Annotated in this window: 16 protein-coding genes and 9 pseudogenes; 18 read left to right on the top strand and 7 right to left on the bottom strand. The window is 62.1% G+C overall.

Annotated features, from left to right (window positions below):
- Window positions 1-459 precede the first annotated feature (459 nt).
- Window positions 460-855 (bottom strand): annotated as a pseudogene (locus AB870_RS24860) (integrase core domain-containing protein); the annotation flags it as partial.
- 61 nt (window positions 856-916) lie between these two features.
- On the opposite strand from AB870_RS24860, the gene AB870_RS24855 reads away from it, so the two are divergent.
- On the top strand, window positions 917-2,074 hold the full coding sequence (locus tag AB870_RS24855) for an IS30 family transposase (RefSeq protein ID WP_047909269.1): 1,158 nt from the start codon (window positions 917-919) through the stop codon (window positions 2,072-2,074).
- On the opposite strand, the pseudogene AB870_RS26685 reads toward AB870_RS24855, so the two are convergent.
- Window positions 2,063-2,333: pseudogene (locus tag AB870_RS26685) on the bottom strand (IS3-like element IS407 family transposase); the annotation flags it as partial. The gene AB870_RS24855 and the pseudogene AB870_RS26685 sit on opposite strands and share 12 nt — an antisense overlap.
- 97 nt (window positions 2,334-2,430) lie before the next feature.
- On the opposite strand from AB870_RS26685, the gene AB870_RS24850 reads away from it, so the two are divergent.
- From AB870_RS24850 to AB870_RS27625, 11 genes and pseudogenes are all read left to right on the top strand, one after another.
- Window positions 2,431-3,165, top strand: a complete 735-nt coding sequence (locus AB870_RS24850; protein WP_047909409.1) for an IS6 family transposase — start codon at window positions 2,431-2,433, stop codon at window positions 3,163-3,165.
- A gap of 54 nt (window positions 3,166-3,219) precedes the next feature.
- Entirely contained in the window at window positions 3,220-3,555 is a 336-nt protein-coding gene (locus tag AB870_RS24845; protein ID WP_237170173.1) for a nickel-dependent hydrogenase large subunit, read from the top strand.
- Between the two features lie 41 nt (window positions 3,556-3,596).
- Window positions 3,597-4,070: a hydrogenase maturation protease gene (locus tag AB870_RS24840; protein ID WP_237170172.1), complete on the top strand. Its 474-nt coding sequence runs from the start codon at window positions 3,597-3,599 to the stop codon at window positions 4,068-4,070.
- Window positions 4,063-4,350 carry a hydrogenase/urease maturation nickel metallochaperone HypA gene (locus tag AB870_RS24835; RefSeq protein WP_047909266.1) on the top strand — a complete coding sequence of 96 codons (288 nt, stop codon included), beginning with the start codon at window positions 4,063-4,065 and terminating at the stop codon, window positions 4,348-4,350. Before AB870_RS24840 ends, AB870_RS24835 begins: the two co-directional genes overlap by 8 nt.
- On the top strand, window positions 4,347-6,674 hold the full coding sequence (gene hypF / locus AB870_RS24830) for a carbamoyltransferase HypF (RefSeq protein ID WP_237170171.1): 2,328 nt from the start codon (window positions 4,347-4,349) through the stop codon (window positions 6,672-6,674). The genes AB870_RS24835 and hypF overlap by 4 nt, the downstream gene beginning before the upstream one ends.
- Window positions 6,674-6,811, top strand: a complete 138-nt coding sequence (locus tag AB870_RS27630) for a HypC/HybG/HupF family hydrogenase formation chaperone (protein WP_167362761.1) — start codon at window positions 6,674-6,676, stop codon at window positions 6,809-6,811. The genes hypF and AB870_RS27630 overlap by 1 nt, the downstream gene beginning before the upstream one ends.
- A gap of 101 nt (window positions 6,812-6,912) precedes the next feature.
- Window positions 6,913-8,063 (top strand): annotated as a pseudogene (gene hypD, locus AB870_RS24820) (hydrogenase formation protein HypD).
- On the top strand, window positions 8,060-9,115 hold the full coding sequence (hypE, locus tag AB870_RS24815) for a hydrogenase expression/formation protein HypE (protein ID WP_047909265.1): 1,056 nt from the start codon (window positions 8,060-8,062) through the stop codon (window positions 9,113-9,115). The pseudogene hypD and the gene hypE overlap by 4 nt, the downstream one beginning before the upstream one ends.
- A 294-nt stretch (window positions 9,116-9,409) precedes the next feature.
- On the top strand, window positions 9,410-9,658 hold the full coding sequence (locus AB870_RS24810) for an AbrB/MazE/SpoVT family DNA-binding domain-containing protein (protein ID WP_047909264.1): 249 nt from the start codon (window positions 9,410-9,412) through the stop codon (window positions 9,656-9,658).
- Window positions 9,652-9,972: a type II toxin-antitoxin system PemK/MazF family toxin gene (locus AB870_RS24805; protein ID WP_047909263.1), complete on the top strand. Its 321-nt coding sequence runs from the start codon at window positions 9,652-9,654 to the stop codon at window positions 9,970-9,972. The genes AB870_RS24810 and AB870_RS24805 overlap by 7 nt, the downstream gene beginning before the upstream one ends.
- A 361-nt stretch (window positions 9,973-10,333) precedes the next feature.
- Window positions 10,334-10,753, top strand: a pseudogene (locus AB870_RS27625) (IPT/TIG domain-containing protein); the annotation flags it as partial.
- A gap of 170 nt (window positions 10,754-10,923) precedes the next feature.
- On the opposite strand, the gene AB870_RS27305 reads toward AB870_RS27625, so the two are convergent.
- Window positions 10,924-11,085, bottom strand: coding sequence for a hypothetical protein (locus AB870_RS27305; protein WP_237170169.1), 162 nt, complete (start codon window positions 11,083-11,085; stop codon window positions 10,924-10,926).
- 120 nt (window positions 11,086-11,205) lie between these two features.
- On the opposite strand from AB870_RS27305, the gene AB870_RS27300 reads away from it, so the two are divergent.
- The 5 genes and pseudogenes from AB870_RS27300 (at window position 11,206) to AB870_RS24775 (ending at window position 17,982) form a co-directional block, all read left to right on the top strand.
- A complete protein-coding gene (locus AB870_RS27300) occupies window positions 11,206-11,472 on the top strand; it encodes an Ig-like domain-containing protein (protein ID WP_047909262.1) in 267 nt (88 codons plus the stop codon).
- A gap of 7 nt (window positions 11,473-11,479) precedes the next feature.
- On the top strand, window positions 11,480-12,514 hold the full coding sequence (locus AB870_RS24795; RefSeq protein WP_047906187.1) for an IS630 family transposase: 1,035 nt from the start codon (window positions 11,480-11,482) through the stop codon (window positions 12,512-12,514).
- A gap of 520 nt (window positions 12,515-13,034) precedes the next feature.
- Window positions 13,035-13,981 (top strand): annotated as a pseudogene (locus AB870_RS27490) (autotransporter outer membrane beta-barrel domain-containing protein).
- A gap of 232 nt (window positions 13,982-14,213) precedes the next feature.
- Window positions 14,214-15,031, top strand: a protein-coding gene (locus AB870_RS26115) for an IS5 family transposase (RefSeq protein ID WP_157112539.1) whose coding sequence is annotated in 2 segments (ribosomal slippage) — window positions 14,214-14,562 and window positions 14,562-15,031 — 819 coding nt in all. Because the reading frame shifts where the segments join, the coding sequence is not laid out codon by codon here.
- A 134-nt stretch (window positions 15,032-15,165) separates the two neighbouring features.
- Window positions 15,166-17,982, top strand: coding sequence for a hypothetical protein (locus AB870_RS24775; RefSeq protein WP_047909258.1), 2,817 nt, complete (start codon window positions 15,166-15,168; stop codon window positions 17,980-17,982).
- A 281-nt stretch (window positions 17,983-18,263) separates the two neighbouring features.
- On the opposite strand, the pseudogene AB870_RS24770 reads toward AB870_RS24775, so the two are convergent.
- The 3 pseudogenes from AB870_RS24770 to AB870_RS24760 form a co-directional block, all read right to left on the bottom strand.
- A pseudogene (locus AB870_RS24770) lies at window positions 18,264-19,118 on the bottom strand (IS3 family transposase); the annotation flags it as partial.
- 38 nt (window positions 19,119-19,156) lie between these two features.
- Window positions 19,157-20,107: pseudogene (locus AB870_RS24765) on the bottom strand (IS30 family transposase); the annotation flags it as partial.
- Window positions 20,108-20,135: 28 nt separating this feature from the next.
- A pseudogene (locus AB870_RS24760) lies at window positions 20,136-21,023 on the bottom strand (IS3 family transposase); the annotation flags it as partial.
- Between the two features lie 64 nt (window positions 21,024-21,087).
- Here AB870_RS24760 and AB870_RS24755 point away from each other — a divergent pair.
- Entirely contained in the window at window positions 21,088-22,245 is a 1,158-nt protein-coding gene (locus tag AB870_RS24755) for an IS30 family transposase (RefSeq protein ID WP_047909254.1), read from the top strand.
- A 12-nt stretch (window positions 22,246-22,257) separates the two neighbouring features.
- Here the strand turns inward: AB870_RS24755 and AB870_RS26110 are convergent.
- A pseudogene (locus AB870_RS26110) lies at window positions 22,258-22,545 on the bottom strand (transposase); the annotation flags it as partial.
- Between the last annotated feature and the right edge of the window lie 112 nt (window positions 22,546-22,657).

Below are 22,657 nucleotides of genomic sequence, written 5' to 3'. Positions count from 1 at the left end.
TACTAAAGCTAACACTATTGAGACAGTAAAAGTGACCAGCGGGGCGCAACAATCTGTCCGAAATGCTCGATAATCGTGTCGACACGCGCGCAGCCGCGATCACTGGCCAGTTGCCGCCCGACCACGGGCACACGGTTGAGGGACCCCGCACCCGTCGGCGCGATTCTGCACCGCCTCACGCATCAGGCCCACCAGCTCCCGCTCAAGGAGGATTCGTTGTGCGAGTAAGCGCAATCGTAAGCACCCGGTGAAGACCTCCCGCGGGCAAATTGCCGTCAATCCAGCGGCGGCGGGTGCTCAACGATGCGGCAGAAGTGCGGCGATGTCGTCGGCGCGGTGGATCGGCAAGCGGTTGAGCATGTTTTTCAGATAGACGTGGCGGCCACCGACGTTGAGCTGCGCCGTGATCGGCTTGGGTTTTTTGTACCCAATCCAGAGCAGGTTTTTCGGCGTATCGGGTCAAGTCGGCCTGTTTAAAATCACCAATCGTCGGGCGAATTCGGCCGCCGCCAGCTCTTTGAGAGCTGCGTGAGTCCGACTCTCGTTGTGGTCCTGACGCCATGGCGCGATGACAGCCCGAGCGTGAGCAAGGGCTGTGAACCAATGCTCGGTAAGGCATTCGTCGCCGAACTTGCCGTGGAACGATTCGATGTACGCATTCTGCGGTGGCTTGCCCGCCTGAATCAAGTTCAGCATGACGCCGTTCGCATACGCCCACGGGCCAAGCGCGCGGCTCGTAAATTCGGGTCCCTGGTCTGTTCGCACCGCCTTGGCATAGCCGCGGAAGTGAGCTGCACGCTCCCATGCCTGTGCGACATACAAACCTGAGATGCCATGGTCGACGACGATGTCGACGGTAGGTTCAATGGTCGAGGCAACACCTTCCTATTAATATCGAATGAGGGAGGGTTGAGGAATGGCACAAATGGGACGGCCAGGTTTGCCGCCGGAAGGCAAGTCAGAGGTTTGGCGACGGTGGCGAGCAGGTGAATCGTTTCTTGGCATCGGCAAGGCGTTAGGCAAGCCTGCCGGCTCCATCTACGGCGTGATCCGACTATGCGGAGGGTACACCCCTAGTGTTCGTAAGCGGTCGTTGCGGGCATTGAGCTTGAGCGAACGTGAAGAGATCTCGCGGGGCGTCTCGGCTGGGCTTTCAGTTCGAGCGATTGCCCGCCAGTTGAACCGCGCGCCTTCAACAATTTCCCGTGAGATTGCGCGTAACGGCGGAACAGGCCACTATCGAGCTCTGGAAGCGCAAGAGCGAGCCTTGCAGGCTGCTCTGCGACCCAAACGCTGCCTCCTGGAGCAGAACCGGCGCTTGCGCTATGCGGTCGAGCGCAAGCTCTACCGCGAATGGTCTCCGGAGCAAGTGAGCGGTTGGCTTAAGAACCGATATGCCGATGACGAGGCGATGCGCGTGTCTCACGAGACGATCTATCGCAGCCTGTTCGTGCAAGCGCGCGGCGTTCTCAAGAAGGAGCTGCAGTATCACCTGCGGACCCAACGGAAGATGCGTCACTCACGCTTTTCCAGCACGAAGGGAGCTCGCAATAAGATTGCTGACGCGGTTTCGATTCACGAGCGACCACCTGAAGCAGCCGACCGTGCGGTACCGGGGCATTGGGAAGGAGATCTCGTCAGTGGCGCCAACAATACTCATGTCGCCACTTTGGTCGAGCGGCGATCGAGGTTCGCCATCATCGTCAAGGTAAAGGGGAAGGACACGTTGAGCGTCGTGGCGGGCCCGAAGCGCGAGGTTAAGCGGTTGCCGCAGCATCTACGCAAGTCGCTCACCTGGGACCGAGGAATGGAACTGGCGAACCACAAAGACTTCACGATCGCCACGGATGTGAAAGTCTACTTCTGCGACCCGCGAAGTCCTTGGCAACGCGGCACCAACGAAAACACGAACCGACTCCTGCGTCAGTACTTGCCCCACGGTACGCAATTTGATCAATACTCGCAGGCGGAGCTGAACAAAATTGCAGCGCGGCTCAATGAAAGGCCCAGAAAAACATTGGGCTTCATGTCTCCGGCCGATAAACTACGCGAGGCTGTTGCAGCGACCCATTGAACCTACCACAGCCTCTTTCGTGAAGTCGACGACGACGCTCAGGCACTTCATGCGCCGACCATTCAGCCAGCCCTGCCTCACGGTACAGGCAATAGCTGCGCTTAAGATCGGCGTGCATGCCGTCGCGTTTCACCGGGGCGTGCAGCCGGCGGTAGCCGAATCGACGACGTTGATGCGCCAACGCCACCAGACGCGCCGCTAGCACCTCATTCTCGTGGTCTGGCCACGCGTCGTAATGCAGCCCACTGCGAGACTGACCCTGCCCCGATTTCACGTACAGCAGGAATTTGTTAATTTCCTGTTTGTACGGAGGTTGGCACTGTCACGTTATCGGTAAGTTGGCGTACGATGAAGCGATGAGAAAACCGAAATCACTCTATCACGGCCACCGATTCCCGGCGTCGGTCATCAGCCATGCCGTGCGTTGGTACTTCCGATTTCAGCTCAGCTTGCGCGACATCGAAGAGTTGCTGTTCGAGCGTGGGGTGATAGTCAGCTACGAGACGATCCGCCGCTGGTGCGACAAGTTTGGCGCGGGCTTTGCTCACCGGGTGAAAGCGGCACGCCGCAAGCCCGGTAGCACGTGGCACCTCGACGAGATGTTTGTAGGCCTGCGCGGTGAGCAGTACCTGCTGTGGCGCGCCGTCGACGCGCATGGCGCGCAACTCGACATCCTGCTGCAGAAGCGGCGCGACAAGGCGGCCGCCAAGCGCTTCTTTAAGCGCGTGCTGCGCTCGAACCCGGTGCCGCACAAGATCGTGACCGAGCAACTGCGCAGCTATCCGGCGGCTAAAGCCGACATCCCGGCGCTGGCCAATGTAAAGCATGTGTTCGTCAAAGCAGCGGCTCGAGTCAACAATCGCGCGCAGAACAGCCATCAACCTACGCGGGAGCGCGAGCGGCGCATGCGTGGCTTTCGCGACCTAGCGCGCACGCAAACCTTCCTCTCGAGCTTCGGGCCAATCCGGCAACACTTCGCACTCAAACGACATTTGCTGCGCGCGCCGCTCTTTCGCAAACAGCTCGCGGTGCACTTTGCTCAATGGCGTGAATTCACCCACGTTACCCAAAATCCGTCTCATACTTTTTGAATCGCTGTCGATTCGTGCATCGGCTTCGACGACATCCCTAAGTTGACAACGCCGTTGCGGCTGATCGCGCAATACGAGCCGCCCGAGCAGGCGGCCATGCCGATTGAGCCGCGCGCGGTCGTCGGTTTCGGCTGCACGGAGGCCCCGCGCGGCATCTGCTGGCACCGGTACGTTTTCGATGACGAAGGCATGATCCGCGACGCGCGCATCGTGCCACCGACTTCGCAGAATCAGCCGAGCATGGAGGCGGATCTCGCGGCGGCGGCCACACCGCTTATCGATGAGCCGGATGACGTGATTCGCGATCGTTGCGAGCGGAGCATCCGGAACTACGACCCTTGCATTTCATGTTCCGCCCACTTCCTCAAACTGTCGGTCGAGCGCACATGACGAACATGATCGACCCGCCTGCCGCGACGCGCAGCGTGCGTGTGATCGGCATCGGCAATCCGGATCGCGGCGACGACGGCATCAGTGCCCTTGTCACGAGCAGGCTCGCGGGCCGCCTGCTGAGCGACGTCTGCGTCCTCACGCGCAGCGGCGACCTGATGATGATCGGCGACGACGTGGCCGCCGCCGACGCGCTGATTTGCATCGATGCATCAGCCCCGATGGGGGCGCCGGGCCGCATCCGCCGAATCGATCTGACAACCGGCAAGCCCGAGCGGGACATGTCATTTACGTCCAGTCACGCGTTCGGGCTCGCCGATGCGATTGCGCTTGCGGAGGCGTTGGGCGTCGCATCGCGGCACATCGTCGTCTACGCGATCGAAGGTGCCTCTTTCGATGCCGGTGCGGCGATGACGGAGGCGGTCGCCGCTGCCGCGGAGCAGGTCGCAGATTGCGTGATCGCCGAAGCGATGCGGCTTCGGGGCGGCTCGCAGGAGGGATTGTCCCATGCATGAAACAGGAATAGTTCGCGACCTGGTGCGCAAAGTCGAGTCCGCTGCGGCGCAAGCGGGCGCCGGGAGCGTGCGCGAAGTTCAAGTGTGGCTTGGCGCGCTGAGCGGATTTTCGCCGGCGCATTTCCGGGAGCATTTCGACGAGGAGGTGCGCGGCACGTCGGCCGAGCACGCGATGCTGCGCATCGTCGCGTCGTACGACGTGCACGATGCGCACGCGCAGCACGTCATGCTGCAAAGCCTCGAACTCGAGGTGCCGGACGGCGGGGGCGAGTCCAAATGAGCGAATTCGCGATCGCCGCGATGACGGATGCCTCCCTTCAACGGCTGCGGATCGAAGCGAACGGCGCGGTGCAGGGCGTCGGGTTCCGCCCGTTCGTGCACCGGCTCGCGGTGAGCGCGGGGCTAGCCGGCTTCGTGCGCAACACCGGCAATGGCGTGGTGCTCGAAGTGGAAGGTCCAGCGCACGTGCTGGAGCGCTTCGTTGCCCGGCTCGATTCGGAGACGGCGCCGCCGGCCGCGGTGCGTGAGCTGAGCATTCTGCGCATCGCGCCGCAAGGCGAGCGCGACTTCGAGATCATGGCGAGCACGCAAGAGGGTGGCCATTTCGCCGTCGTGCTGCCCGATCTTGCGATCTGCCCGGCCTGCCTCGCCGAAATGCGCGACCCGGGCAATCGGCGCTACGGCTATCCGTTCACGACGTGCGTGCATTGCGGGCCGCGCTTCAGCATCATCGAGGACATCCCCTACGATCGCTCGCGCACCACGATGCGACGCTTCACAATGTGTCCCGCATGCCGTGCGGAGTATAACGATCCCGAATCACGGCGCTTTCATGCCGAAACGAACGCATGCGCGCTTTGTGGTCCCCGCTTGACACTATGGAATGCGGCGGGGCGGGCACGGGCGACGGAGCACGACGCGCTGCGCGCGGCCGCCGATGCGTTGCGCTCGGGCGCGATTGTCGCCATCAAGGGGCTCGGCGGTTTCCAGATTCTCGTCGACGCGCGCAACGATGCCGCGGTGAGCCGCCTGCGTGAGCGCAAGCGCCGGCCTTCGAAGCCTTTCGCGATCATGGTGCCGGGCATCGAGGACGCCGAGGCGCTGGCAGAGATCGTTCAAGAGGAGCGGCGGCGGCTGACTTGCGCCGCTGCGCCGATCGTGCTGCTGCGCGCGCGTGCTGGTCAGGCCGTTGTGGCGCCAGCCGTTGCGCCTACGAACGCGTGGCTCGGCATCATGCTGCCCTATACGCCGCTGCATCATCTGCTGATGCAAGAGCTCGGCTTTCCGATCGTGGCGACCAGCGGCAACCGCGGCGGCGAGCCGATCATCGTCGACGAGCGGGATGCGCTCGACAGGCTTGCCGGGATAGCCGATCTCTTTCCCGTCCACGACAGGGTGATCGCACATGCGGTCGACGATTCGATTGTGCGCGTGATCGCGGATGAGCCCGTGGTCCTGCGGCATGCGCGAGGCTATGCGCCGCTCACGGTCGAGCTGGGTGGTACTACGGGCGATGCCGCGCCGATCCTTGCGCTGGGCGGCCACGGAAAGAGTGCCATTGCCTTGACGTCGGGGCGGCGTCTGGTGCTCGGCCCCGATATCGGCGATCTCGACAGCGACGAAGGCCGTGAAGCCTTTGCCGGAGCGATCGACGCCATGACCGGGCTGTACCGCGTGGCGCCGCGCACGATTGCGTGCGACGCCCATCCGGACTATCACAGCACGCAGGTCGCGCAACGCCGGTCCGCTCGCGTGGAGCACGTGCCGCATCACCTTGCCCACGTCTTGGCGGCAATGGCCGACAACGGTCTGCAAGCGCCGCTGCTCGGCGTCGCCTGGGACGGAAGCGGATACGACGGCGACGGCACCGTCTGGGGCGGCGAATTTCTTGCGCTCGAGCACGGCCGCCTTCGGCGCGTCGCTCATTTGCTGCCGTTTCGCCTGCTCGGCGGCGAGAGGGCCGCGCGCGAGCCTGATCGCGCAGCGCTCGGTGCGCTCTACGCGGCATTCGGCGAGACAGCGTTGACGATGATGGAGTGCCCGCCGATTGCCGCGCTGACAGACCGCGAGCGAACGCTATTTGCGACCATGCTCGCACGCGGCATCCACTCGCCCTTCACATCGAGCGCGGGGCGGCTGTTCGATGCAGCCGCGGCCATCGTCGGCGTGTGCCGTCGGGCAAGCTTCGAAGGGGAAGCGGCGATCGCGCTGGAGTCCATCGCCCAGCGCGCGGACCGATCCCATGAGCTGGCCGCGCCTGTGCTGCGCGACACTCGCGGGACGCTCGTCGCCGACTGGCGGCCGACGCTCGTCGCGCTCGCACACGCAAGCCATGAAGGCATGGCCGCGCCCGTGCTTGCCGCCGCGTTTCACGATGCGCTCGCGGCAATCATTGTCGAGGTGGCGTGGCGCATCGGCATGCGCCGGGTTCTGCTGAGCGGCGGGTGCTTTCAGAATGCGCGGCTCGCCGGGCTGGCGATCGCACGACTGCGTGCGGCGGGCTTCGAGACCTGGGGCCATCGCCGCATACCGCCGAACGATGGGGGGCTTGCAGCAGGGCAGGCCGTCTTTGCGGCACAGCCGATGATTGAGGAGAAGCGCTGATGTGCCTAGCCGTTCCCGGACAGATTCTCAGCATCGATGGCGACGATCCGCTTACCCGGCAGGGGCGGGTTGCCTTTGGCGGCATCGTCAAACAGACGAACTTCGCCTACGTCCCGGAGGCCGGGCCGGGCGTCTAAGTGATGGTGCATGCGGGCTTCGCGATTGCCGTGATCGATGAAGCGCAGGCGCTCGGGACGCTTGCATACCTTGCCGATTTCGATTCCCGGGAGACAGGCAGATGAAGTATGTCGACGAATGGCGCGACCCGGTTGCCGCGCGCCGCTACGCTCGGCGACAGCAGGCGTCACGACGCGTCCCTGGACGATCATGGAGATCTGCGGCGGCCAGACCCATTCGATCGTGCGGCATGGCATCGACCGGATGCTGCCGGCGGGCGTGACATTGCTGCACGGCCCGGGGTGCCCGGTTTGTGTGACGCCGGCGGGCGTCGTCGATGCCGCGATTGCGATAGCCGGCCGGCGCGGCGTGACGTTCTGCTCATTCGGCGACATGCTCCGGGTGCCGGGCGAGGGCGGCAGCCTGCTTGGCGCCAAGGCCCGCGGCGCGGATATCCGCATCGTTTATTCGCCTCTCGATGCATTGGCGATCGCACGCAAGGAGCCGCAGCGTGCGGTCGTCTTTTTCGCGATCGGCTTCGAGACCACCGCGCCCGCCACCGCGATGGCCGTGCTGCAAGCGGAGCGCGAGCGTCTCGAAAACTTTTATCTGCTAGTGCCGCATGTTCTCGTGCCGCCGGCAATCGAAGCGATCCTGGGCGACCCGGATTCCGGTGTGCAAGGGTTCCTGGCGGCAGGGCACGTCTGCACGGTGATGGGCTACACGGAGTACGAGCCGATCGCGAAGCGATATCACGTCCCGATCGTGGTGACGGGCTTCGAGCCGGTCGATCTGCTGCAGGGACTTTACTTGTGCATACGACAGCTCGAGGCTGGCGAGGCCGCGGTCGAGAACCAGTACAGCCGCGCGGTGCGGCGTGAAGGCAATCGTGCTGCGCAGGAGGCCGTCGCCCGGGTGTTCACGGTGCAAGCGCAGCGCTGGGGCGGCATCGGCGAGATTGCGGCGAGCGGGCTTGGTCTCGCTTCCCGCTACCAGCGCTACGACGCGCTCACGCGCTTTACAGATGGCGTGGTTCCGACGGAGTGCGCGGGGGAGTGCATTGCTGGAGAACTGCTGCGTGGCCGCAAGAAGCCCTGCGATTGTCCCGCGTTCGGCACGCGCTGCACGCCGGAACACCCGCTCGGCGCGACGATGGTGTCATTCGAAGGCGTTTGCGCGGCTTACTTTCGCTACCGCCGGACGGAGGCGTCGAGCCGCAACGACGCGGGCGATGGTGACGCAACAAGCCACGGCAACGAGAGGCCCACATGAGCGAGTCCCCGTTTCTTTCTCCCGCCTGTCCGGCGCCAGCGGCCGCGGGCGGCGCCATCGAACTCGCGCATGGCGGCGGCGGCAGGCTTCCCCACGGTCTGATCGAGGGTCTCTTTCGGCCGGCGCTCGCCACCGCGCCCGAAGACTTCACGCATGACGGCGCCACGCTCGAGATCGACCCCCGAGGCGCACGGCTTGCGTTTACTACGGATTCCTATGTAGTGCGGCCGTTGTTCTTCCCCGGCGGAGACATCGGTTCGCTGGCGGTCAACGGTACGGTGAACGACCTGGCGATGTGCGGTGCCGAGCCGCGCTATCTGAGCGTCGGGTTGGTGATCGAAGAGGGCTTTTCCATCGAGGCGCTGAGCCGGGTCATCGACTCGATGCGAGACGCGGCGCACGCGGCGAGCGTGCGCATCGTGACCGGCGATACGAAGGTCGTGGAATGGGGCAAGGGGGATGGTGTTTACGTGAACACGTCAGGCGTGGGTCTGATTCGCGCGCGCCGGCCGGTCGCGCCGCAACACGTTCGACCCGGCGACGCGGCGATCCTGAGCGGCGACATTGGCAGGCATGGCATCGCCATCCTGGCGGCGCGCGAAAGCCTGGGCTTCGAATCGGAAATCACGAGCGATTGCGCACCGCTCGCCGGCGCGGTGCTCGGGCTGCTCGAAGCGGGCGTGGAGCCGCACTGCATGCGCGATTTGACGCGCGGCGGCCTTGCGACCGGCTTGATCGAGATCGCGCAGGCGGCGAACGTCGCCATTCACCTGGATCAAGCCGCCATTCTCGTGTCGGATGCGGTCCGCGGTGCGTGCGAGATCCTCGGCCTCGATCCGCTGTACGTCGCAAACGAGGGGCGCTTCGTGGTGCTGGTGCCGGCCGACCACGCCAGCCGCGCAGTGGCGGTTATGCGGCGCTTCGACGAACGGGCGGCAGTCATCGGGCACGTTGAGGCGGCGCGGCGAAGCTCAGGGGTCCACTTGAGCACCATCGGCGGCTCGCGCGAGCTGGATATGCTGAGCGGAGAGCAGTTGCCGCGGATATGCTAGTGTCCCGTCCCAGAAATAACTTTGCATATCATCCTGCGCCGGACCTCGCATCGAAGTGGCCGACGTGCTCCAGCCGTGTGGACTGATTCGAGAAGAAGTGAGCCTGCGGGCAGCAATCACGAAAGACTGCCGCCCGCACTGCGGTACCTAAGCCATCCAGCGGTGCACGTGCCCGACGACATTCAGGACTTCGGCCGGGGCAATACTTACGAGCGCGACACGTGAGGATTAAAGTAATAACATTGTGTTGCCATTTGACTTTTTATGTAATAACATTGTGGTTACGGTGATACTATGAGAACTACGATTCGAAGGATGGGTAATTCACAGGGGGTACTGATCCCCAAACCGATTCTTGCTCAGCTTGGTCTGGAGGGGGAAGTGGATATTGCGGTTGAGGACGACGCGCTTGTCATTCGAAAACCGCAAAAGAAGGCGCGTGAGGGCTGGGCTGAGGCCAGCCAGGATGTGGCCGCTGCTGGCGATGACGCGCTGGTGATGGGCGAGTTTTCCAACGCTGACGATTCGGTGCTGATGTGGTAGCGCGCGGGGAGATTTGGCTCGTTGCCCTGGACCCGACAAAGGGTAGCGAAATTCAGAAGACACGGCCGTGTGTGGTCGTCTCGCCGGCTGAAATGCACGATCATCTGCGCACAGTGATCGTCGCGCCGATGACGACGAAGGGGCGGCCCGCGCCGTTCCGTATTCCGATTACGTTCATGCGCACGAGCGGGCTGATTTTGCTGGACCAACTTCGCGCCGTGGACAAGGTGTGCCTGGTAAAGAAAGAGGGCGCCGTTACCGATAAAACGCTATTGAGCACCCTGCGGACGTTGCAGGAAGTCTTTGCAGAGTAGAGAACAGCGAAAACGTCGGTGATTACCCGCAGATCCGGCCATGCGCGTACGGTGTCGGTCGCGCGGCGCTTGACGGGAAATCAAAGCTTTTTTACTCTTTCGCGCGACTTGCCGAATATCGATCATTACTCGAAAACATTCGTCGAACGGCAACAATCTCGGCGGATATGAACGCAGCACCGGCGGCGGTCCATTGAAACCGACCTCGGCGTAACGGAAGTCAGCAACTCGGGGAAACAAGAATGAATATTCGCGGCGGACTGCCCGCGTCCTGGTATAACCGGTTTCGCGCCGCGCTTCTCGTACTGGCTTTCGCGAACGCGTCATTCGCATTCGGGGCCGCTCCTCTTGCCCTCCGTCAGTGTCTCCTACCAGCGGCTCCTCGGCCGGCGGCACGCCGTTCGAACTGACAGGCAGCGGCTTCGTCGCGGGAGTGACGGTGAGCTTCGACAGCGGTGCGGCCACAAACGTCGTCGTCACCGAATCGTCACACCTCACGGCTGTTGCGCCTGCACACGCCGTGGGTCCCGCAACTATCTTCGTCTCGTTGCCGGACGATACGTCGACGCCGATGGGTAACGCATTTGTCTTCGCAAGCACACCGACCGTTTCAAGCCTTACCACGCCTTCCGGGCCTGCGAGCGGCGGTACGCTAGTGACGATCACCAGGACCAATTTCGTCGGCGTGACCGATGTGTCTTTCGGCGGGCGGCCCGGGACTAACGTGACGACCGTCAGTGCAACGAGCATTACGGTGATGTCGCCGCCGGGTGTCGGCACGGCCGGCGTCACGGTTACGGCGGCTGGGGGAACGAGCGCGGCCAACGTCAACTACGTGTACACGGCAGTCGCCCCGACACTGGCGATCAATACCACCGCGCTGGCCGCCGGCACGGCCGGGCAGCCATACAATCAGCCGCTTTCCGTCAGCGGCGGCACCGCGCCCTACAATTACGCCATCACCGGTCTGCCTCCGGGGTTGGGCATTGCCAATGGCGCCATTGCCGGGACACCGACACAGCCCGGTGGACCATACAACATCAACATCACGGTCACCGACAGTTCCTCCGGCCCCGGCGCGCCGTTCTCGACGACGAAAACGCTGCCGCTCACGATCAACTCCGCGACGTCGAATCAGGTGCCGTCGGCGCCCGCGGTACAAGTGCGAACGTCCTCGACCACGCCCGTCACCATCCGTGCGACGGCCAATGCGGTGGGTGGGCCGTTTCGCGCGTGGCGATCTCCACGCCGCCTGCGAGCGGCATGGCCGTCGAGAACGGCGAAGACATCGTCTATACGCCGGCGGCGACCACGAATGCAGACGTGTCGTTCGCCTACACGCTCACGAATGCCTTCGGCACATCGACGCCCATCGCCGTGACCGTGACGGTAGCCGCGGTGCCGGTGCCGGCGTCGAACCTGCAAGCGACGGTCGATGCCAACGGCACCACGGACATTGATACTAACATTTTAGAAAGTAAAATCACTTTTGCGATATAGTGTCGAGATGAAATGCAAACGCTTATCCGACGGTCGCAAACTGGACCACCACACCCTCCAGGTCATGCGCCAGCAAGCCGTCAAAGCGGTGCGCGCAGGCGAAGCGGTAGCCAACGTGGCGGCTGCGTACGGCCTGAGTGTTCGCACGATTTTTAGCTGGCTCGCGAAGTTCGCTGACGGCGGGCAAAATGCATTGCTGGCCAAACCGATTTCCGGTCGCCCGCCAAAGATCAGCGCCGACGAAATGCGCTGGATTGCCCAAGCCGTTCGCGAGAACTCCCCGCAACAGTTCAAGTTCGAATTCGGTTTGTGGACATTGTCGCTGATCGGCGAGTTGATCAAACGGCAGTTCGGAAAAACCCTGGCGTTGGCCTCCGTCAGTCGCGTGATGAAACTGCTTGGGTTCTCGGTTCAAAAGCCGCTGTACCAAGCGTGGCAGCAAGATGCCAAGTTAGTCCAGCAGTGGGAAGCCGAAACCTATCCCGCGATCAAAGCCCAGGCCCGTGCCGAAGGTGCCACGATCTACTTCGCCGATGAAGCCGGCATTCGTTCCGATTACCACACCGGCACAACCTGGGCGCCGATTGGACAAACGCCTGTCGTTACCGTGACCGGACGCCGGTTCTCGTTGAATATGATCTCGGCAGTCAGCCCACGCGGCGACTTCCGGTTCATGATTCATGAAGGTTCCGTGAGCTCACGTACCTTCAAAGAATTCCTCACGCGCCTGATGATCGGCGCGACAAAACCCGTGTTCCTCATCGTCGATGGTCATCCCATCCATAAATCCAAGCTCGTCAAAGACTATGTCGCATCGCTCGATGGCCGGCTCAAGCTGTTCTACCTGCCGCCGTACGCACCGCAACTGAACCCGGACGAACAAGTGTGGGCGCATGTCAAACGCCAGGTCAGCCGACGCCTTGTGCAAAACAGCGATGACATGAAAAAACTCGCACTTGGCGCCCTGCGGCGAATCCAAAAACTGCCCGAACTCGTCAAATCGTTCTTCCAACAACCCGAGTGCCAATATGCGGCACAATGAATTTACTTTCTAAAAAGTTAGTATCACCGGCGGCGCCATCGGCGGGCCATTCACGGCCGCGAACCTCGTGTCGGTGTCGCCGGTGAATGCGGGCACCGTGACGCTCATTGCTACACCCGCGTCGGCCGGAGCGACGGGCAACCGCTACAGGTTGCGTTTCGCGTCAGCGGCCGCGTTCGCCGGGACGGCGATCATCACCTACACGCTGTCGAACGCCAACGCGACATCGGCACCGGCGACCGCACGCGTCACCGCCGCGCCGCGCAAGGATCCGTCGACCGATCCCGACGTCTCCGGCCTGATAGGCGCGCAGGTGGAGGCGGCACGCCGACTCGCGACAACGCAGATCGGCAACTACAACGCGCGTCTCGAAGCGCTGCACGGCACGGGACGCGCGCCGTCGGGCAACGGGCTTAACGTGATTCTGCCGAACGCGCAGCGCAAGCGCGACGCATCGTGCTGCGACGACGTCGTCGGCATTTCGGAGCGCGACGCCTGTCTGCGCGGCGATGCGAGTCCGATGGCGCAGAGCAAGGCGCGCGGTCTCGACGCGCCAGACAAGTCCGTGGGCGCGAGCGGGATCGGAACGGGCGATGGCAGCGTGCCGAACCTGCCCGGAGCGGGGGCAAACGAAGACAGGCGTTTCGCGTTCTGGACGGCGGGGACGGTGGACTTCGGTTTGGCCAACACGTCGGCGCAGCGCTCGGGGTTTCGCTTCGCGACGGGCGGCGTAACGATGGGCGCGGATTACCGGTTTTCGGACCAGTTCTCGCTGGGGGCGGGCGTGGGCTACGGCCACGATTTGACCGTTATCGGCAGTTCGGGTACGCGCAGCACGGGCGATAGCTACAGCGGTGCGCGGTATGCGAGCTTCCGTCCGACGCGGACGTTGTTCGTCGATGCAGTGGCGGGCTTCGGAACGTTGAGCTTCGATTCGCGACGCTGGGTGATCGACGCGAACGATTACGCGACGGGCAAGCGCAATGGTCAGCAGTTCTTCGGGGCGCTGTCGGCCGGGTATGAGTACCGCAGCGACGACTGGTTGTTCTCGCCGTGCGGACGTCTGAGCGCGTCGCGCTCGACGCTCGACCAATACAGCGAGTCGGGTGCAGGACTCAACGCGCTGACGTATTTCAAGCAGAACGTGAACACGCTGTCGGGGGCGCTGGGTGTGCGGGGGGTTTTTCGAAGGCGACGCTCATCGGGACGTTCTCGCCCTACATCCGCGTCGAATTGCAGCACGACTTCAGCGGACAGAGCCTGGCGGGGCTCGCGTATGCGGATCTCGCATCGAGCGGGCCAGTGTATTTCGTCCCCGGCAGCCCTTACGGCAGCGATCGCGTGCAGATTGGCGTCGGAACGAAGCTCAGGACTCGCGCGCTGGTGTTCGGACTCGATTACAGCGCGAGCACCGGGATGGGCGGGCTGCAACAAGGTGTGAGATTTACGGTGACAGCGCCGTTTTGACGAGGGTGTCGCAGCGGGACTGAGGCTCGTCGTCGTGGGCTGTCAATAATTTCGTATTTGAGGTATTGATCCTGAGCACGACTGATAAGGTGCCGAACATTACTCGCAGTATGCACGCACCGCAGCGCCGAACGTTGTTGCCTAAGAGGCCAGTTCAAAAATCCCGAGAGGGGCTGTTAACTTTCGAGGCGACCTGTCAAGCTCAGGTATCCAGGCAACGGGGACTGAGGGAATGCAAGCGCCGATCATTGACGACGATTTGTGGCAACTGATCGAACCGTTACTGCCAGAGGTGAAGCCTCGCGCGAAAAGCGATCCTGGTCGCCCGCGCGTGCCCGATCGAGCAGCACTCGACGGCATCTTGTTCGTGCTCAAGACCGGCATTCGCTGGAACCATTTGCCGATCCGCCTGGGCTTCGGTTCAGGAGCCACTTGCTGGCGACGATTGAACGCCTGGCAGAAGGCCGGCGTATGGGAGCAGCTACACGAGTTACTGCTGGACAAACTGCGCGCAGCTGGCCAAATCGATCTCTCACATGCCGCCGTCGATTCGTCATCGGTGCGTGCTGTTGGGGCGGGCGAAAAACTGGCCCGAACCCCACGGATAGGGCGCGACCCGGTTCCAAGCCCCACCTCCTCGTAGACGCCAACGGTATCCCAATCGTCGCGATCCTCACCGGCGCGAACGCCGCCGACGTCACACAGTTGCTGCGCCTCGTTGACGAGATTACACCGATTCGCGGTGTTCGCGGCCGCCCGCTTCAGAAGCCCGGTATCGTCTATGCCGATCGCGGCTACGATTCCACCCGGCACCGGCGCGCACTGCGCGAGCGAGGCATCAAACCTATGATCGCCAAGCGTCGGACCGAACACGGCAGCGGGCTGGGCAAATATCGTTGGGTCGTTGAGCGCACCCACTCCTGGCTCCATCGTTTCCGGCGGCTTCGCATCCGCTTCGATCGGCGCGCCGATATTCACGAAGCATTCCTCAAACTCGGCTGTTCTCTCGTCTGCTGGAACATCCTCAGAAACACTCAACTGACTTTTTGAACTGGCCTCTAAGCGTCGTGCATCAGGCGCTGTGGTCTGACACGGTATGGAAGTTTATGCACAATTTCGAAAGTTTTTTGCCGGGTTTTGGGGTAAAAGTCGCGAGTTGCCAATGACTTTAAGCCTTCTCAGTTATGCGCCACGGTTACGCCATTGTCGCCACTGCCTCAATTTCCGAAGAAGAGAGGATTAACAAGATAGCCCCCCCCGACGAGCCGACCGAACCCAAGACATGCGACGCGCCCGAGCCCACGGATGAGGTCTACGCATGTCTGGCCAATCGGTTTTTCGACACGGAACGCGCGGCGGAAGACTTGACGATAACGACGTTCGCGCAAGACGGAGCCATCCTCATCGACCGCGAAACCCTCGCCAAAAATCACGCACTCACGCCCGTGGCGTGCGGCAAGGCGGGGTTCGAGCACATCGTCGAGCTCGTCGCCTCAGCGCTGCAACGCAGCGGCGCCGATAAGGGTGACGTGCGCAAGGCGGCGCACGCGCTCGCGATTCTGATGGGCACGCGTGAGTTCGCGGAGCTCCCTCGGCGCGCTGCGGAATATGCGATGCCCATATTCTCGACGGGCTCGCCTCAAAGCGCCACTCACATGACTTTGACGTCCGAGGGCAAGGTGCGGGTGCGCCATGACGAGTGGTGGACACCGCCTGCCGATGCCTCGCCCCCGGCAGACGGCGTTCTTGCGGACAACAAGTCCGATCTCCGGGGTCTGCACACATGCCTAGAGAGCATCTTCTGGCTGGAGCCCAAGAGAGGCGCTGAGACCTCGGCGCAGGCTGACCCGGCGCAGCCGTTTGCTTTGCATGTCCAGGTGGAGCACAGTCGCTTGACGCCGCCCAACGGCCCCCTGGGCGAAGATCTTGTCGAGAAATTTAAATCTGCCCCTTCGCATTTCAACGATCACGTACGCCATAGGCTGGCGAACGTATGCGGCGAGGCGGGGCTACACATCGTGGCGCCCATTATGGCCGGCGGCCCGCCCGCGGAGTGTTCCGACCCGAAAAGGGTAGTAGTCGGCGCGGCGAATTGGCGACCGTTGCTGCAAATAAATAAAGAGCGGGCCTGCGAGCCAGAATGTCCCCCGAGCGGGGGCGTGCGCGTGCGCGTCGCGGAGCATGCCGCACCGCCGTCACACAAAGGGAGCGCCCCGCCCCCGGGCGGTGGGGTTCAAGAGGAAGGGGGCCTAAGTTGTGGCCTTTTGCCCGTCTCGCTGAGGGCGTCTCTGCACGGGCCGGTAGCGGCGCCGGCGAGCGCTTCGAAGCCGGTGCCCTCCAGCGCTCGCGGTTGGTGGACGCCGACCCTATACGGGAGCTGGCTAGCCGCGGCGGCGGCCTACTTGAGCGGTACCGTCGCGCAGTTTTTTGAGAAAGTGCGAACCCTCGGCTCTGCCGCCACCATGTCGATTTATCCGGTCATGCAAGGTGGGGCGATCGCCGAAGTGTTAACCGTTTGGTGGCTGGGCCGCCAACAAGCCGCCGAGCAAAAAAAGCGCAACGAAGAGCTCGGCAAAGTTGAGAAGGCCGCCGCCGAGTTCCGTGAGATCCATGCCCAGTTCAAGACACAAGCGAACGAGCGCAAGAGGCAGGCGGCCGAGCAAAAAGCCCGCGCCGCTCGGCGCGAAGCGCCCAAGGTGGACGCCGTGGGTGAGGGGCAAGCCGATGCCGCCATCCAGGGCAGCGACGAACAAGCCGCGCGCCCGAACCCCTACCAGGCGGCAGCGGCCCTCAAAGAGAAGGAGCTCATTGCGGCCTCGGCAGTGGCGAGCTTACCCGCGCGCGCCAACAGGGTTTGGTATGTTCGCGACGTCTATGTTCAGGCAGGGGCCACCGTGGTGCGATTATTGAATTGGGCAGGCACCAAATTCGGCTTTTTAATTTCCCCGCTGTTGGGCGCGTTCACCGGCGTGTTCGGTGCCATAGGCGGTGTGTTGCATATCGCGCAAGGCACGATAGAGCACACGCGTGCCGCCCAGGACGCGCAGACGCTGGCAGACTTTAAAGTGAAAGTGCTCGGGATAACGAGCGAGGGGCTAGCCGCTTCGAATGAAGCCACGTGGTCATCCGAAAATTTGAAGGCGCTCGATGAAAGACTGCTCGTCGACAAAAAAACGGGCTCGGCGGGCAAAGCGAGCTTCCACGAACTGCTCCAGGTATCCGACAAGCAATCACTTCTCGTCGCGAACAAGCTAGCGAACGTCGTGCATGCCAAGTTGTTGAAGAACGCTGAGCATTCGATCGAAGTGGCAGACAAGCAACGACTTAATGCCAAGATTCGTATCGGGGTCGGGGTGGGGACAACGACGCTCTCAGTGCTGCTCGGCGGGTTTGCGTATCTCGGCATCGGCGGTGTGGCGGCGCTGGCCGCGACGACGGCCGTCGTCACGTTGGCCGTCTTCTGGCTAGGTTTTGCCGTCGTCGAATGGGTCAGGGCGGGACGAGAGGAAAAGCAGGTCACGGCACCGTCGTTACACGATGTCGAGAAGATTAAAGGGTGGGCCAACGAAAAGCTCAGTGAGCTCGAGCGGCAGTTTCTAGCGGAGGGGGGCCCGGAGTCCGACAAATTCTTCGTTGCTGCGCTGATGGCGAGATATCTGGCGTTGTCGAAGAATCCCGATGCGCAGGCAAAGTTTTCGTCGGAACTCGATGCGCAGGCAAAGTTGTCGTCGGAACTCGATGCGCAGGAACCGGCCGATCGCAGCGTCGCCCGTTCGAAACTGCGCGTCAGGGTGACCAAACGACTGCTCATGCAAGGCGCGATTGACGGATTCAGTGAGCTTCGTGATATGTCCGAAGCGGCCGTTCATAACCCCGATAAGCATGAGCAGAAGTTTGTAGATGTGGTTACGAGTATCGCCCTTCATATCGAGGGTAAGAGGGGGCTGGAGCGGCGACTCGCCGCGGCCGCCAACTATGTGACAGAGCCGCACGCGGCTTAACCGGGGGGCTTAACGCTGCACACGCTTTCCTGCAAGTATCGTGCGCGGGCTCGGCGGCAGACGACGAGCATCGGCGCCACGCGGCCTGCGGTCTCCGACGCGATATGCGTGGCTTGAACGCGGTGGGCCCGGGGGGCGCGACTGCGCAGCCCGGTGGGGCACGGGCGCAAACCGCAAGGGCCGACGGCTTGACATATCGCTGCTCGGTCATGACGCTGAGCGGGGAGGGTGATGAATCGCCCCGGATTTGAACTGAACCCCGAGAGTTGGACGTTGAAGCGTTAGTTTTTTCCCGCTCGCATTCGATATTCCACGGGACTCAGTCCACCAAGTTTCGATTTGATGCGGCGCCGGTTGTAGTAGTCGATGTAGCCCTTCAGACCTACTCGTAATGCGTCGACGTCTTCGAAGTCCGAGAGATGGAAGTACTCGGCCTTCAGAGTGCCAAAGAAGCTCTCCATGGCCGCGTTATCGAAGCGATTTCCTTTTCTCGACATGCTTTGCTTCATTCCATAGCGCGCCAGTGCCGCTCGGTACGGTTGCATGCGATAGTGCCAACCCTGGTCTGAATGAAGCATCGGTGTAGCCGCATTTCCGCGTTTCTTGACAGCTTTCCTGAGCATGCCCATGACCATCGGGAAGTCGGGGCGATAGCTCGACTCGTAGGCAACAATTTCCCCATTGTAGAGGTCCATGACCGGAGAAAGGTACAGCTTTTTCCCCGCGACCCGGAACTCGGTCACATCGGTAACCCACTTCTCGTTTGGGCCCGACGCGGTGAATTCACGATTGAGCAGGTTTGGCGCGGCCTCGCCGATTTCGCCCTGGTACGACCGGAACTTCTTCCTGCGCACCCTCGACCTGATTCCCAATTCGTTCATGAGGCGCTGCACCTTCTTGTGATTGACCAGCTCGCCATCACTGCGGATAGTCAAGGTGATGCGACGATAGCCATACAAGCCGCGATGTGCAGCATAGACCGCCTGAATCTTCGCCTTGAGCCCACCATGCCGGTCTGGGGTGGCCAGCGTTTTGATCCGATAGTAGTACGTACTGCGTGGCAACCTCGCAGCCTGGAGAAGATCGGTCAAGGGGAATTCCTGCCTCAGTTCAAGCACTATTTTGGCTATTTCTGCCGAGCCAACTTCTTTGCTAGAACCAAGGCATGGTAGGTTCAATGGGTCGCTGCAACAGCCTCGCGTAGTTTATCGGCCGGAGACATGAAGCCCAATGTTTTTCTGGGCCTTTCATTGAGCCGCGCTGCAATTTTGTTCAGCTCCGCCTGCGAGTATTGATCAAGTTGCGTACCGTGGGGTAAGTACTGACGCAGGAGTCGGTTCGTGTTTTCGTTGGTGCCGCGTTGCCAAGGACTTCGCGGGTCGCAGAAGTAGACTTTCACATCCGTGGCGATCGTGAAGTCTTTGTGGTTCGCCAGTTCCATTCCTCGGTCCCAGGTGAGCGACTTGCGTAGATGCTGCGGCAACCGCTTAACCTCGCGCTTCAGGCCCGCCACGACGCTCAACGTGTCCTTCCCCTTTACCTTGACGATGATGGCGAACCTCGATCGCCGCTCGACCAAAGTGGCGACATGAGTATTGTTGGCGCCACTGACGAGATCTCCTTCCCAATGCCTCGGTACCGCACGGTCGGCTGCTTCAGGTGGTCGCTCGTGAATCGAAACCGCGTCAGCAATCTTATTGCGAGCTCCCTTCGTGCTGGAAAAGCGTGAGTGACGCATCTTCCGTTGGGTCCGCAGGTGATACTGCAGCTCCTTCTTGAGAACGCCGCGCGCTTGCACGAACAGGCTGCGATAGATCGTCTCGTGAGACACGCGCATCGCCTCGTCATCGGCATATCGGTTCTTAAGCCAACCGCTCACTTGCTCCGGAGACCATTCGCGGTAGAGCTTGCGCTCGACCGCATAGCGCAAGCGCCGGTTCTGCTCCAGGAGGCAGCGTTTGGGTCGCAGAGCAGCCTGCAAGGCTCGCTCTTGCGCTTCCAGAGCTCGATAGTGGCCTGTTCCGCCGTTACGCGCAATCTCACGGGACATTGTTGAAGGCGCGCGGTTCAACTGGCGGGCAATCGCTCGAACTGAAAGCCCAGCCGAGACGCCCCGCGAGATCTGACCTTGCCTCGTTTTCACGTACAGCAACTCACGCCGCTTGTAGCATCGTTTCGTAATCACACGACGTGCGGTACCCGATCGATGAATGGATGCGTTGACGATTGTAAAAGCCTTCGATCCAGTTCATCACATCCAGTCTTGCTTGGGCTCGTGTTTCGTAGCGGCATCGCGACGTCTGCTCGACTTTCAGCGTCTTGAAGAAGCTCTCCATCGGCGCATTATCCCAAGCATTGGCACGCCGGCTCATCGACATGACCATCCCGTACCCCTGAGCAAGCGCGCGGTGCGACCAACTCGCGTATTGCACGCCGCGATCGCTATGTACAATCAAGCCCCGAGGCGGCCGACGTTGCCCGTGCGCAGAGCGCAGCGCCGCACACACGAGCTTGGCATCGATGCGCTCGGACATCGACCACCCAACGATGCGCCGGCTTCCCAGGTCCAGAATGGCCGCCAAATACAACCAGCCTTCGTCCGTCGCTAGGTACGTGATATCCGCGACCCACGCCTGATTCGGCCCCCATCCATCGAAGCGTCGCGCCAGCAGGTTCGGCGCCACCGGCAAGCGGTGAGCCGAGTCTGTGGTCGTCTGCCATGCCCGCCGGTATGCCGGCCGCAAACCTTGACGTATCAAGCTGCGGCGCACGCGCTCTGCGCTCGTCTTCATGCCCTGGGCGGCCAGCGCCTTGACCAGTCTTGGACGGCCGTAGCAGCCGCGGTTCTGCGCGTGCAGACGGGCGACTTCGTCATCGAAGGCCGCCTGCGGCTGCCGCCGCTCGCTTGGCCTCCGTACCCGCCATTGGCAGTAGCCACTGCGCGAGACCCTCAGCACTCGGCACAGACGGCTTACGTCGTATTGGTCGCGGTGAGCGTCGATCCATGCATACTTCACCGCGACCCCTTCGCGAAGTATGCCGTGGTAGGTTCAATGGGTCGAGGCAACACCTTCCTATTAATATCGAATGAGGGAGGGTTGAGGAATGGCACAAATGGGACGGCCAGGTTTGCCGCCGGAAGGCAAGTCAGAGGTTTGGCGACGGTGGCGAGCAGGTGAATCGTTTCTTGGCATCGGCAAGGCGTTAGGCAAGCCTGCCGGCTCCATCTACGGCGTGATCCGACTATGCGGAGGGTACACCCCTAGTGTTCGTAAGCGGTCGTTGCGGGCATTGAGCTTGAGCGAACGTGAAGAGATCTCGCGGGGCGTCTCGGCTGGGCTTTCAGTTCGAGCGATTGCCCGCCAGTTGAACCGCGCGCCTTCAACAATGTCCCGTGAGATTGCGCGTAACGGCGGAACAGGCCACTATCGAGCTCTGGAAGCGCAAGAGCGAGCCTTGCAGGCTGCTCTGCGTCCCAAACGCTGCCTCCTGGAGCAGAACCGGCGCTTGCGCTATGCGGTCGAGCGCAAGCTCTACCGCGAATGGTCTCCGGAGCAAGTGAGCGGTTGGCTTAAGAACCGATATGCCGATGACGAGGCGATGCGCGTGTCTCACGAGACGATCTATCGCAGCCTGTTCGTGCAAGCGCGCGGCGTTCTCAAGAAGGAGCTGCAGTATCACCTGCGGACCCAACGGAAGATGCGTCACTCACGCTTTTCCAGCACGAAGGGAGCTCGCAATAAGATTGCTGACGCGGTTTCGATTCACGAGCGACCACCTGAAGCAGCCGACCGTGCGGTACCGGGGCATTGGGAAGGAGATCTCGTCAGTGGCGCCAACAATACTCATGTCGCCACTTTGGTCGAGCGGCGATCGAGGTTCGCCATCATCGTCAAGGTAAAGGGGAAGGACACGTTGAGCGTCGTGGCGGGCCTGAAGCGCGAGGTTAAGCGGTTGCCGCAGCATCTACGCAAGTCGCTCACCTGGGACCGAGGAATGGAACTGGCGAACCACAAAGACTTCACGATCGCCACGGATGTGAAAGTCTACTTCTGCGACCCGCGAAGTCCTTGGCAACGCGGCACCAACGAAAACACGAACCGACTCCTGCGTCAGTACTTGCCCCACGGTACGCAACTTGATCAATACTCGCAGGCGGAGCTGAACAAAATTGCAGCGCGGCTCAATGAAAGGCCCAGAAAAACATTGGGCTTCATGTCTCCGGCCGATAAACTACGCGAGGCTGTTGCAGCGACCCATTGAACCTACCGTCGCTTTTGAGAGGATTTCCACATCGAGTTTCGCACTGGCTAATTCCTTGCGTAGCCGACTGACTTCCGCCTCCAGCTCCGATACGCCGGGCTTGGCGCGGCTCACAGAGGCTGCCGCGCCTGGCGTGGCCGCCCCGCCTTCGCGCTGCTTGCGCGCCCAGTTTCCGAGGGTCGCCATCGGCACCCCCAAACGGCGTGCCGCCTCATTGTGTCCCACCGAATTTGCCAGTCTTGCCGCCTCCACCCGGAACTCATCCGTGTAGCGACGATTCGGTACCCCTTTTTCGCCCATACCCACCTCCGTTCAACAGATTATCCAACTTCTCTGCTGTACGTCGTTTCGAGGCAAGGTCAATCGCTGCTCGCCCTGACAACCGATATACCTGCTTTGCACTTCTTCTCAC

It is taken from the genome of Pandoraea faecigallinarum (genome assembly GCF_001029105.3).
GTDB lineage: Bacteria > Pseudomonadota > Gammaproteobacteria > Burkholderiales > Burkholderiaceae > Pandoraea > Pandoraea faecigallinarum.
This window is presented reverse-complemented; position numbering and strand designations above follow the sequence as displayed.

Coding starts and splice junctions, on each gene's coding strand:
- AB870_RS24795 (WP_047906187.1), top strand. CDS start 11,480: ATGAAATGCAAACGCTTATCCGACGGTCGCAAACTGGACCACCACACC.
- hypF (WP_237170171.1), top strand. CDS start 4,347: ATGAGCGAATTCGCGATCGCCGCGATGACGGATGCCTCCCTTCAACGG.
- AB870_RS27630 (WP_167362761.1), top strand. CDS start 6,674: ATGTGCCTAGCCGTTCCCGGACAGATTCTCAGCATCGATGGCGACGAT.
- hypE (WP_047909265.1), top strand. CDS start 8,060: ATGAGCGAGTCCCCGTTTCTTTCTCCCGCCTGTCCGGCGCCAGCGGCC.
- AB870_RS24755 (WP_047909254.1), top strand. CDS start 21,088: ATGGCACAAATGGGACGGCCAGGTTTGCCGCCGGAAGGCAAGTCAGAG.
- AB870_RS24850 (WP_047909409.1), top strand. CDS start 2,431: ATGAGAAAACCGAAATCACTCTATCACGGCCACCGATTCCCGGCGTCG.
- AB870_RS24775 (WP_047909258.1), top strand. CDS start 15,166: ATGCGCCACGGTTACGCCATTGTCGCCACTGCCTCAATTTCCGAAGAA.
- AB870_RS24835 (WP_047909266.1), top strand. CDS start 4,063: ATGCATGAAACAGGAATAGTTCGCGACCTGGTGCGCAAAGTCGAGTCC.
- AB870_RS24810 (WP_047909264.1), top strand. CDS start 9,410: ATGAGAACTACGATTCGAAGGATGGGTAATTCACAGGGGGTACTGATC.
- AB870_RS24855 (WP_047909269.1), top strand. CDS start 917: ATGGCACAAATGGGACGGCCAGGTTTGCCGCCGGAAGGCAAGTCAGAG.